The 12,027-nt window shown below is 72.0% G+C and carries 9 protein-coding genes; 4 read left to right on the top strand and 5 right to left on the bottom strand.

What is annotated here, in order from left to right:
• Positions 1-27: 27 nt before the first annotated feature.
• On the bottom strand, positions 28-1,446 hold the full coding sequence (locus RGQ06_RS02655; RefSeq protein ID WP_432429749.1) for an amidase: 1,419 nt from the start codon (positions 1,444-1,446) through the stop codon (positions 28-30).
• Between the two features lie 71 nt (positions 1,447-1,517).
• Here RGQ06_RS02655 and RGQ06_RS02650 point away from each other — a divergent pair, with 71 nt between their 5' ends.
• The 4 genes from RGQ06_RS02650 (at position 1,518) to RGQ06_RS02635 (ending at position 8,432) form a co-directional block, all read left to right on the top strand.
• A complete protein-coding gene (locus tag RGQ06_RS02650) occupies positions 1,518-2,024 on the top strand; it encodes a GNAT family N-acetyltransferase (protein ID WP_432429748.1) in 507 nt (168 codons plus the stop codon).
• 37 nt (positions 2,025-2,061) lie between these two features.
• Complete coding sequence (locus tag RGQ06_RS02645) at positions 2,062-3,282, top strand: geranylgeranyl reductase family protein (protein WP_432429747.1); 1,221 nt, start codon at positions 2,062-2,064, stop codon at positions 3,280-3,282.
• 133 nt (positions 3,283-3,415) lie between these two features.
• The gene (locus RGQ06_RS02640; protein ID WP_432429746.1) at positions 3,416-6,706 is read left to right on the top strand and encodes a carboxyl transferase domain-containing protein; all 3,291 of its coding nucleotides are present in this window, start codon (positions 3,416-3,418) and stop codon (positions 6,704-6,706) included.
• Between the two features lie 13 nt (positions 6,707-6,719).
• Positions 6,720-8,432 (top strand): M14 family metallopeptidase, encoded by a 1,713-nt coding sequence (locus RGQ06_RS02635; RefSeq protein ID WP_432429745.1) that lies wholly within the window; start codon positions 6,720-6,722, stop codon positions 8,430-8,432.
• 306 nt (positions 8,433-8,738) lie between these two features.
• Here the strand turns inward: RGQ06_RS02635 and RGQ06_RS02630 are convergent, their stop codons facing one another.
• The 4 genes from RGQ06_RS02630 to RGQ06_RS02615 form a co-directional block, all read right to left on the bottom strand.
• Positions 8,739-9,131, bottom strand: a complete 393-nt coding sequence (locus tag RGQ06_RS02630; RefSeq protein WP_432429744.1) for a type II toxin-antitoxin system death-on-curing family toxin — start codon at positions 9,129-9,131, stop codon at positions 8,739-8,741.
• Entirely contained in the window at positions 9,128-9,331 is a 204-nt protein-coding gene (locus tag RGQ06_RS02625) for a DUF6290 family protein (protein ID WP_432429743.1), read from the bottom strand. The genes RGQ06_RS02630 and RGQ06_RS02625 overlap by 4 nt, the downstream gene beginning before the upstream one ends.
• Positions 9,332-9,477: 146 nt before the next feature.
• On the bottom strand, positions 9,478-9,882 hold the full coding sequence (locus RGQ06_RS02620) for an ester cyclase (protein WP_432429742.1): 405 nt from the start codon (positions 9,880-9,882) through the stop codon (positions 9,478-9,480).
• A gap of 528 nt (positions 9,883-10,410) precedes the next feature.
• A complete protein-coding gene (locus RGQ06_RS02615) occupies positions 10,411-11,820 on the bottom strand; it encodes an NAD(P)-binding protein (RefSeq protein ID WP_432429741.1) in 1,410 nt (469 codons plus the stop codon).
• Positions 11,821-12,027: the final 207 nt, after the last annotated feature.

Genomic DNA, 12,027 nt, shown 5'->3' with positions numbered 1-12,027 from the left:
GCGTGTGGAGCTGCCCGGAACGGGTGGTCAGGCCCAATCGAGCGGGGCCACGGTGTCGACGTCGAGCAGGTCCTCCAGGTGGGTGAGGACGCGCAGGGCGACGACGTCGCCGAAGCGCGGCCCCACGACCTGCAGGCCGATCGGCATGCCGTCGTCGGTGTGGCCGACGCAGACCGTGCCGGCTGGGCTCCCGGTGAGGTTGAAGGGGTACGTGTAGGACACCCACGACATGGACGCCTCGCCGTCGATGGTGCCCTGCTCGCCGACCCTCCCGGTCTGGCCGGCGACGGTCGGGCACAGCAGCACGGCGCCCCGGTGCAGCACCTCGACCAGGCGGTGGTTGAGCCGGTGGCCGGCGTCCATCGCCTGCAGCACGTCCACCCCGCTCTGCTCGCCGATCAGGTCGAACATGGTCCGCAGGCCCGGCGTGATGGTCTCCCACGCCGGGGTGCCGCGCCGGTCGGCGACCGTGCGGAGGATGGCGGAGTAGGCGACGGCAGCCCAGACGAAGGCTGGGTCCTCGTCGAACACGGTCTCCACCTCGACCACCTCGGTGCCCTCGTCGGCGAGTCGGTCGACGGCGGCGCGGCAGGCAGCGGCGACCTCGGCGTCCACCGATCCGTAGCCGAGCGTCGGCGACCACACGACCCGGCGGGGCGGCAGGACCTCGTCGACCTGGGATCGCCACGACGGTCCGTGGTGCGGCGGCAGGGTGTGCAGGTCGGTGGGGTCGAAGCCGACGACGGCGTCGAGGGCCAGGGCCACGTCGCGGGCGGTGCGGGCCATCGGTCCCTTGCAGGACAGGTGCATCCAGCGGGGTGCGGTCGGTCCGCCACCGGGGACGCGCCCGAGGGACGTCTTCAGGCCGGTGAGGCCGTGGACCGCGCTCGGGATCCGGATCGAACCGCCCCCGTCGGAGCCGGTGGCCAGCGGGACCATGCCCGACGCGATCGCCGCGCCGGACCCGCCCGAGGAGCCGCCGGCGCTGCGCTCGGGGTTCCACGGGTTCACCGTGGCCGGGAAGATCTGGTTGGAGGTGTCGGCCTGCCACCCGAACTCGGGGGTGTTGGTCTTGCCGACCACGATGCAGCCCGCGGCGCGCAGGCGAGCCACGTGCTCGGAGTCCTTCTCCGCCGGCGGGTCGCCGGCGTGGAGCGCCGAGCCGTTCGTGGTGGTGAACCCGGCGACGTCCTCGATGTCCTTCACCGCGAGCGGCACGCCGGCGAGGGGACCGACCTCCTCGCCCGCTGCGATCCGTCGGTCGACCTCGTCGGCCTCCCGCAGCGCTCGCTCGGCGTCGACGGCGACGAAGGCGTGGATCGTCTGATCGAGCGCCTCGATGGCGTCGAGGGCCCGCTGGACCTGCTCGCGCGCCCCGATCTCGCGGTCGGCCACCTGGGCCACCACCTGCTCGACGGTCGTCCCCCGGAACCCTGCTTCGGCCATGAGCGGACGGTAGTGCCGTCGCGGCGGGCGCGCTCTCGGTGGGCGGGCGGCGCCGGTGGCAGGCTCCTGCGATGGCTGAGTGGCGCATCCGATCCCGCACCCCCGCCGACGACGACCGGGTCCGGGCGATCAACGCCGCGAACGTCCCCGAGGTCGGCCCGCTCGACGAGGAGCGGCTCGCCCTGTTCGCCGAGGCGGCCCCGCACTTCGACGTCGTGGAGGTCGATGGCGTGGTCGTGGGCCTGTTCGTCGGGCTCGCCGAAGGCATGCCGTACGCCAGCCCGAACTACCGCTGGTTCGTCGATCGCCACGAGCGCTTCGCCTACGTCGACCGCATCGCGCTCGAGCCCGAGGCGCGGGGCATCGGCGTGGCGGACGAGCTCTACGCCCGCGTCGAGGCGTGGGCCAGCGAGACCGGTCGACTGGTCGTCTGCGCCGAGGTCAACGTGGAGCCGCCCAACCCGCGGTCGATGCGGTTCCACGAGCGTCGCGGCTACGCCGCCGTCGGCGAGCTCGCCCCCTACGGCACCGACGAGCGGGTCGCCATGGTCGAGAAGCAGGTGCCGTCCGCCACCTGACTGTGGGAACGCCCCGGCGACCCGTGAGAATGGGCCGATGGAGCACGTCGACATCGCCGTCATCGGTGGAGGTCCCGCCGGCGCGGCGACCGCCATCCGGGCCGCCCGGGCCGGCGCGAAGGTCGTCGTGTTCGAGAAGGGCAAGCACGGCCGGGACAAGGTCTGCGGCGACGGGCTGACCCCCCGGGCGGTCGGTGCGCTCCAGGAGCTGGAGATCCCCTACGAGGACGAGGCCCACCGCATCGACGGGCTGCGCATGATCGCCGGCCGGCAGCGCCGCCAGCTGCCCTGGCCCGAGCACGGCCGCTTCCCGTCCCACGGCGCGGTGTGGCCCCGCAAGCGCCTCGACGCCCACCTGGTCGACGCGGCCGAGAAGGCGGGCGCCGAGCTGGTGTACGAGACCGAGGCCCTCCCGATCCTCGATGGCCACGTCGTGCGCGGCGTCACCGCCGGCGGGCGCACCGTGCACGCCGACCTCACGGTCGTCGCCGCCGGCGCCCAGGGCAAGGCCGCCCGCATGCTCGGCGCCGAGCGCGACCCCGACGAGCCGTTCGGGCTGGCGATCCGGGCCTACGTCGAGTCCCCCCGCCACGCCGATCGCCACCTCGAGGCCTGCCTCACCCTGCGGGACCGCAGCGGCACGGCGGTGCCCGGCTACGGCTGGATGTTCCCCTGCGGCGACGGCACGGTGAACATCGGCGTCGGCGCGCTCAGCACGATGAAGCGGTTCACCGACCTGAACCTCAACACGCTGCTGGACGACTACCAGGCCCTCGTGCGCGACGAGTGGGGCGTCGGCGAGTACCTCGCCCGGCCGCGGGCGTGGAGGCTGCCGATGTCATCGGTGAAGCGGCACGGGCCGGGTTGGGTCGCGATCGGCGACGCCGCCGGCCTCGTGAACCCGATGAACGGCGAGGGCATCGACTACGGCCTCGAGTCCGGGATGCTCGCCGCCGATCTGTTCCTGGAGAGCCCCTCCACCGCTCCGGCCCGGTACGACATCGAGATCGGCGAGCGCTTCGACGCGTTCCTCCGCACCGGTCGGCGGTTCTCGTTCCTCATCGGCCACCCGTGGATCCTGCGCAACGGCCTGCGGGTCGCGGTGGGCACGCAGAAGATCGCCGACATCACGCTGTCGGTCATGGGCAACCTCGTCGACAACGAGACGCCCGGCGCCGCCGGCCGGGTGATGCGCATCGCCGACCGCACCCTCGCTGCCGCCGATCCGCTCCTCCGCAAGACCCGCGCCGCCACCTGAAGCTTCCTCACGCGCCGATCGACCACCGGCGGTCCGATAGCGCGCAGGGAACGACGATGGCTCGGTTCCCTGCGCGCGCACCGACGTCGGGAGGCCAAATCGCGCGCGAGGAACGGTGGGGCAGGATGGCGAGGTGCCAGCCATCCGACGCCTGCTGATCGCCAACCGCGGGGAGATCGCCGTCCGCATCGTCCGGACCGCCCGGGCGGAGGGGATCGAGACCGTGATCGCCCACGCCGAGGACGAGGCCGACGCCCCGTTCGTGCGGGCAGGTGACGCCACCCAGGCGCTGGCCGGCACCGGTCCGGCCGCCCACCTGTCGGTCGACGGCGTGGTCGCTGCGGCGGTGGCGGCGGGCTGCGATGCGATCCACCCCGGCTACGGCTTCCTGAGCGAGAACCCCGAGCTGGCCCGGGCGTGCCGAGAAGCCGGCATCACCTTCGTGGGTCCCGGCGTCAGCCAGCTCGAGACGTTCGGGGACAAGCTCCGCGGTCGGGCGGTCGCCGAGGCCGCCGGGGTCCCGGTGCTCGCCGCCACGACCGGCGCAACCGACCTGGCCGCTGCGGAGGCGTTCTTCGACGAGCACGGCCCCCTGATGGTGAAGGCCGTCGCCGGCGGTGGCGGACGGGGGATGCGGGTCGTCACCGAGCGGGCCGAGCTGGCCGAGGCCATGGCGGCGTGCGCCCGGGAGGCCGCCGCCGCCTTCGGTGACGACGCCGTCTACGTCGAGGAGCTGCTCACCGGGGCCCGCCACGTCGAGGTCCAGATCGTGGGCGACGGGCAGCGGGTCGAGCACCTGTACGAGCGCGACTGCACGCTGCAGCGCCGCCGGCAGAAGGTGATCGAGACCGCGCCGGCCTGGGACCTGGCACCGTCGATCCGGGTGCAGCTGCAGGATGCGGCCGTCCGCCTCGGCGAGCACGTCGACTACAACTCGGTCGGCACGGTGGAGTTCCTGGTGGCGGGGGAGCGCATCGCGTTCATCGAGTGCAACGCCCGACTCCAGGTGGAGCACACCGTCACCGAGGCGATCACCGGGCTCGACCTCGTGCAGCTCCAGCTGGCGCTGGCCGGCGGCTCGTCGCTGAGCTCGCTGGGCATGTTCGCGACACCGCCGGCGTCGGGTGCCGCACTCCAGGCGCGCGTGCTGATGGAGACCATCGGTGCGAACGGCGAGGCGGTGCCGGCGGGCGGGACCATCACGAGGTTCGAGGCGCCCGGGGGCGTCCGCGTCGACACGTTCGCCGAGGACCCGTCCACCCTGGCGGGCTACACCACGAGCCCGCGCTACGACTCCCTGCTGGCCAAGGTCGTGGTCACCGCCGACGGGGTCGACGAGCTGCTCGACGCCGCGGTGGGCGCCCTCGACGACCTCGCCATCGAGGGGGTGGAGACCAACGCCGCGTTCCTCGCTGCGGTGCTGCGGGATCCAGCGGTGCGCGACGGTGACATCGACACCACGTGGTTGGAGGCCAACGCGGCCCGGTTGGGCGGACGCGCGCCGACGTCCGGTCGGGCCGGCGCGACCGTGGACCGCACCGACCCGCTGGCCGTGCTGGAGCACGGCCGCCCCCGGGACGGTGCGACACCAGCACTGCCAGAACGGGAGGACGGGTCCACGATCGCCGTGCGCGCCCCGATGCAGGGCACCGTCGGTTCGATCGCCGTGTCGGTGGGGGACGAGGTCGCCGCCGGCGCCACCGTCGCGGTGATGGAGGCCATGAAGATGGAGCACGTCATCACCTCGCCCCGGAGCGGCATCGTGCGCCGCATCGGCGTGGAGGTCGGCGACGCCGTGTTCGCCGGCCACGACCTGGTGGTGCTCGAACCGGCCGAGGTCGCGGCGACGGCGGGCCTGGCCGAGGAGGACGTCGACCTCGACGAGATCCGCCCCGACCTCGCCGAGGTGATCGAGCGGCATGCCCACGGCCTGGACGAGAACCGTCCCGATGCGGTCGAGCGGCGCCGCAAGCTCGGCAAGCGCACGGCCCGCGAGAACGTGGCCGACCTCATCGACGACGGATCGCTCATCGAGTACGGGCCCCTCGTCGTGGCGGCCCAGAAGAAGCGGCGGACCATCGAGGACCTGCGTGAGAGGACCCCGGGCGACGGCCTGGTGGGTGGCGTGGCCACGGTCGGCGGGCACCCGGTGGCGGTCGCGTCCTACGACTACACGGTGCTGGCCGGGACCCAGGGCCTGAACAACCACCGCAAGAAGGACCGGCTCTTCGAGGTGGCCGAGCACAACCGGTTGCCGGTCGTGTTCTTCACCGAGGGCGGCGGCGGGAGGCCGGGGGACACCGACGGCACCGGGATCGCCGGCCTGGACTGCCTCGCGTTCCACTACTTCGGCAAGCTCTCCGGGCTCGTGCCGCTGGTGGGCATCGCGAGCGGGCGCTGCTTCGCGGGCAACGCGGCGATCCTCGGCTGCTGCGACGTCGTCATCGCCACCCGAGACTCCAACATCGGCATGGGCGGACCGGCGATGATCGAGGGCGGTGGCCTCGGCGTCTACCGGCCCGAGGAGGTCGGCCCGATCGAGGACCAGATCGCGTCCGGCGTGGTCGACGTGGCCGTCGAGGACGAGGTCGAGGCCGTCGCCGTCGCAAAGCAGTACCTGTCGTACTTCACCGAGCCCGACCTCGGCGTGTGGGACTGCGCCGACCAGCGGTGGCTGCGCCGGGCGATCCCCGAGAACCGTCTTCGGGTCTACGAGGTGCGGGGCGTCATCGAGACCCTGTTCGACGCCGGCTCGGTCCTCGAGCTGCGACGGGGCTTCGGCCACGGGATGGTCACCGCGCTGGCCCGCATCGAGGGCAGGGCGGTGGGGGTCATCGCCAACGACCCCGCCCACCTGGCCGGCGCCATCGACAGCGACGCCGCCGACAAGGCCGCCCGGTTCATGCAGCTGTGCGACGCCCACGAACTGCCCATCGTGTTCCTCTGCGACACGCCCGGGATCATGGTCGGGCCCGACGCCGAGCGCACCGGCCTCGTCCGCCATGCCAGCCGGCTGTTCGTCACCGCCGGCGGGCTCAGCGTCCCGTACATGACCGTGGTGCTGCGCAAGGGCTACGGGCTCGGCGCGCAGGCGATGGCGGGCGGGTCCTTCCACGCCCCGCTGTTCGTCGTCGGCTGGCCGACCAGCGAGTTCGGCGGCATGGGCCTCGAGGGTGCGGTGAAGCTCGGCTACCGCAACGAGCTCGCCGCCATCGAGGACCCCGAGGAGCGCCGCCGCACGTTCGACGAGATGGTCGAGCGCATGTACGAGGTGGGCAAGGGCACCTCCATGGCCGCGGCGTTCGAGATCGACGACGTGATCGATCCGGTGGACACCCGCCGCTGGATCACCACCGGCCTGGCCGCCGCACCCGAACCGGCGCCGCGCACCGGCAAGAAGCGCCCGAACATCGACACCTGGTGAGGACGACCCCCCGATGAGCACCCTCGACATCCCCTTCGACCGCTACCCGCGCTTCGACGAGCTCACCGAGCACCTCCAGCGGCTCGCCGCCGAGCACCCCGACCTGCTCGACCTCGACGTCCTGGGCAGGAGCCACGAGGGGCGGGAGCTGTGGATCGCCACGGTCACCAACACCGCCACCGGCCCGCACGACGAGAAGCCGGCCGTCTGGCTCGACGGCAACATCCACGCCAGCGAGGTCACCGCCTCCGTCGCCTTGCTGCACCTGCTCACGCACCTGTGCACCGGGCACGGGACCGACGAGCGCGTCACCCGCGCCCTCGACACCCGCACCTTCTACGTCGTGCCCCGGGTCAACCCCGACGGTGCCGAGCTGGCGCTGTCCGAGGTGCCCTTCGTGGTCCGCTCGACCACCCGGGCCTGGCCCCGGCCCGAGCAGCGCGAGGGGCTCGTCGGCGGCGACGTGGACCACGACGGGCGCAGCCTGCAGATGCGGGTCGAGGACCCGAACGGCACGTGGAAGCCGCACCCGTCCATCCCGAAGCTCCTGGTCGCCCGCGAGCCGGACGAGGAGGGTCCCGGCCCGTACTACCGGCTGCTGCGCGAGGGCCACGTCGAGGGCTACGACGGCGTCAACATCCCCTCGGCCCCGCCCCTCGCCGGCATCGACTCGAACCGGAACTTCCCCTACCAGTGGCGCCGCTTCCCCGAGGGCGAGGGCTTCGGGTGGGGGCACGGCGACTTCCCCACCAGCGAGCCGGAGGTGCGCGCCGTCGTCCAGGGCGTCGTGGACCGACCCAACATCGGCATCTACTTCGCCCACCACACGTACTCGGGTGTGATCCTGCGCCCGTACTCGGATCGGCCCGACGACGCGTTCCCCACCGTCGACAAGTGGACCTACGACGAGCTCGGCCGTCGCGCCGAGGAGATCACCGGCTACCCCTACCTCGGCGTGTACGACGGGTTCCGCTACGACCCGAAGGACGTCATCACCGGCGTCGGCGACGACTGGGCCTACGACCACCGCGGGCTGTTCGCGTGGACCACCGAGTTCTGGAACCCGCTGACCGCCGCCGGCATCGAGGACCCGCACCCGATCGAGTGGTACCGGGACCACAGCCTCGACGACGAGCTGAAGCTGCTGGCGTGGGTGGAGGAGAACGTGCCGGAGGGCTACGTCGACTGGTACCCCTTCGACCACCCCCAGCTCGGTCGGGTGGAGCTCGGTGGCTGGCACGCGGCGGCGGTGTTCCGGAACCCGCCGCCCCACCTGCTCGAGGCCGAGGTCGAACCGCACTCCGAGCTCGCCGTGCACCAGGCCCTGTGCCTGCCTCACCTGCGGGTGCGGGACACCTCGGTCGAGCAGCTCGGCGAGGACACCTGGCAGGTGCGCGTCGTGGTGGAGAACGCGGGCTGGCTCCCGACCAACGTGACGAAGCGGGCCGAGGACGTGCGGGTGGCGACGCCGGTCGAGGCGCGGGTGGCGCTGCCCGACGGGACCTCCCTGGTCCACGGGACGGCGCGGGTCGAGCTCGGCCAGCTGTCGGGGCGTGCCCTGCGCCGCTCTGCGGTGGGCATGTTCGGCCCGCCCAACGACGGCACCGGCGATCGTGGATCGGCGACCTGGACGGTCCGCGCCCCAGCGGGGACGAGCCTCGACGTGGTCGTGCGCAGCGACCGGGCCGGCGTCGTCCGTGCTCGCGTGGATCTCACCGAGCGGTGAGCTCGGTGCGCCCCGGCCCGGGCGGGCGGGCGACGATAGGTGCGGCCGACTTGCCCCGCCGCGGCTTGCACGTCCGCCCGCGAACCGGCACTCGGTGTAGGTGCGGCCGCGCCGGACGCCAGCGACGTGTGGGCGGATCGAGCCCATCCGGGCGCTGGCGGACCACACGTCTTGCTCGAATGGCAACGTGTGGACGGATCGAGACCGCCCAGGACGGACCGGTCCACACGTCGACCGAAGCGCGGCAGATGTGCCGATCCTCAGCGCCTTCGTTGCTGGCGTGCCGTGCGTCGGACCCCCGGCCCTTCATCCATTTGCGGTGACGATCGCCCGAAGACGACGTGCGAGCTCGTCGATCTCGATGGGGTGAGCAGCGACGTGCATGACAAGGTCGTAGACGTCGTTGTTCGAGGCGGCGGTCGGGTCGGTGCCGTTGATGTCGAGGAAGACTGCGCATGCGAGCCAACCGAGGCGCTTGTTGCCATCTACAAGTGGGTGGTTCTTGACGACCGAGTGGAGCAGGGCAGCTGCTTTGGTCCACAGGTCGGGGTAGGCGTCGTCGCCAAAGGCGGATGCCTGTGGCCGGGCAGCTGCCGCGGCGAGGAGGCCGAGGTCGCGAATGGGCGGCGGGTCGCCGAGGAGAGCGACCGCAAGCGTGACGAGGTCGTCGACGTCGAGGTACTCGGGCGCGTCCGTCACCGCCCGAGGCGCTCGATGGCGTCGGCGTGTGCAGTCAGGACGCGCCGGGCTGAGGCAAACACGCGGTCTCGATGGTCCTCGATGCCGACGTACTCGCGCACGGCGCGTCGAGCGACTTCCTGCATGGAGACGCCCTCCTCGGCAGCGCGACGGCGCAGCAGTTCCTGCTCTTCATCCGAGAGGCGGAGTGTCATGGCCATGCACAGATGGTATCAACCTGATACCGCACCGATGCGCCGATCCTCGGCGGTCACTACTGCATTTTCCGACGAGGCGGCTGATCGCGCGATCAACCATTCGCCGTCGCGGGGCATCCCACGATGGACGACAGCAGCCGTGGAAGTCGTCACGCTTCGCTCACCTGGTCCCGCAACGCGGCGATGTCCGCGATCTCCCAGGCTTCGTGCACCTTGCCGTCGCGGAGGTGCGTGATGACGGCTTGGTCGATGCGGAACGGTCGACCAGTGCCATCAACGCCTCCGAAGCTCACGGCCATCGTTCCGGTGACGACGACCCGTGCCATCTCGACCTCGCCGTCGACGAGGACCTCCTGAACTTCGTGGCGGAGATCGGGCATCGCGGCGAGAGCGTCTCGCCAGACCGCCTTCTCTTCGTCGGCGCTCGTGGTTGACAGCCCAGCGGGCGCGTGGATGACAGCGTCGGAATGCATCAGCTCATCGAACACATCGAGGTCGCCGGAGTCGCCGGCGGCCAGCCATCGAAAGACGACGGTCTCGTGGGGCTCGGTCACTCAGTGAGTCTCGCGCCCCCTCGCAGAGAAGTGCTTGCCCCGTTGCCGGCCGCACCAACGTGTCGCCCGATGGTGGTCCCGTAGCGCCACGTCACTGGGGCGGCGGCGCCCGCGATTTCCAGTTCGGCGTGGAGTCACCGCCTGACACCCGGCAAACGGGACCGTTCCCGTTCTGGGCAGCCAGCAATGCCGTCAGTGACGTCCTCGGCTGCCCGGTAATCACGCCCGATGTGAACCGGGCAGTCACCGGCGGCGCCGAGGCCGTTGTCGGCTGCCCAGAACGGATCGGGGGCGCGCCGAGGTGCCGTTGGCGCGGCCGTGCGCTGGAGTCGCTCCCGCATCCAACGACACCTGTGCGTTGGTCGGAGCAGCGGCGCACACCCGACTCCACCGCCTGGCGCCGTGGCAAGCGTCGTACAACCAGTTGACCCACCCCGATCTCACCCATTGCCGAAACTCGCAGAGCGGTGAGCTCGGTGCGCCGTGCTCGCCACGGGGGTCGAGTCCGTGTGTGCGTGGTCCACGTCCTCAGGTCACGGGGAAGCGGTCGAGCGGCGCACGCTGCTGGAGGTTCCTGAACGCACCACCGACGTCTTTGCCGATCCGCCCCAGCGCGTCGACGACGTCGTGGTCCTGCATCCGAGGTCCGAGGCCGGCGGCCGGGTTCAAGCGGCTGGCGTCGTTCCAGCCGGCGATCTCGGGGACGGCACCTCGTGCCGCGATGCCCTGCAGCACGGCGTTGGCCTGGTACAGGACGTCTCCGATGCGCCCGGAGAACGGCACCGGCGGGCACAGCGCGTTGCGCTCGGGGTCAGTGAGCGGCGCCGCTTCGACGATGGCGAGGAGCGCCGCGCTCCAGCAGAGGTATCCGAGCGTGAGGTACTGCACCGTGATGCGGTCGCCCTCGAACGCAGGTCGTGGAGGTGACGGCCGCAGACCGGCGGCGGTGCAGTCCACGACGACACGTCCCGGATCGTTCGGGATGTCGCCGGCATCGGTGCTGATCACGCTGGCCCCGACGTGGTGGACGCGCGCCGGCCGCACGTCGCCGATGGAACGGAGCGCATCGAGCTCGGACAGGCTGATCGTGGCCCCCCGGAACACCGAGCCCTCCTGGCCGGGATCGATCCGGAGGAACACGTCCTCGGCCTCGAGCCGGCGGGCGAAGTCGATCGGACCCGTGGCTGTGGCCGAGGCGGCGACCCATGACGCCTGGAGCTGCATGTACGAGCCCACGAGGTCGAGCGGCTGGGTCTTGGCGCGGTTGAACAGCCACAGCTCGCTCGGGCGGACCCAGCAGATCCGCTCCGGATCGACGCCCTGGTCCAGTAGCCACCCGCACGTGTCCATGGCCGTCTTCCCGCCGCCGAGCACGGTGAAGCCCGACGGCGCCGAGGCCAGGTGCACCAGCTCGTTGGGCGGCACCACGACGGCACCCTCGTCCACGCCGAAGGACGGGCGGTGCCGGGATGGGATGCTCGACTCCACGTAGGTCGCATCGACGAGGCGGCGACGCACCCGCACCTCGGTCTCCTCCCCGCTCGTCACCGACACGAGTCGGTGGAGGCCACCCTCGCCGCCGACGTACTCCGTCATGCCCAGGAACCGCACGCGTCCACTCGGGATGAGGCGCTCGTCGAGGACCCGGCGGAAGTAGTCGCAGATCTCCACGCCGGTCGCCCGCTCGTAGAAGCCGGCGTTCGCGCCGTGGGCGTCGATGCGATCGTCGCCGAGCATCCGGGAGCTCACGCCGTAGTTGGCCGACGGCTGGTGCAGCCGGACGAACGGGTATGCGTCCAGCCAGTGCCCGCCGGGCGCGTGACGGCGGTCGACGACGACGCACTCGAGGTCCGGAGCGGCCTCCACCAGGGCATCGACGTAGGCCATCGCCGACGCACCACCACCGACGATCAGGTAGTCCGTCTCGATCATGCGCATGTCGCGCCCCCTTGTCGCCCCGACCATATGCGGTGCGCCCGCGAGGCGGCCGATCCCGCTCATCCGACCCCTCCCGCGCGATGCGGGCGACATCGGGGGGTCGGCGTCGATCCAGCCACGCTCGCGCATCTCCTACACGGGATCAGCCACTCAGCCTCGACCCCGCACGCTGGGCGCGGCCTGCGGTGACGGGCGGCTGCGTCGGGG

It is taken from the genome of Salinilacustrithrix flava, assembly GCF_041228405.1.
GTDB lineage: Bacteria > Actinomycetota > Acidimicrobiia > Acidimicrobiales > Salinilacustritrichaceae > Salinilacustrithrix > Salinilacustrithrix flava.
Note: the sequence above shows the minus strand (reverse complement) of the source record. Positions and strands in the feature narration are given on the sequence as shown.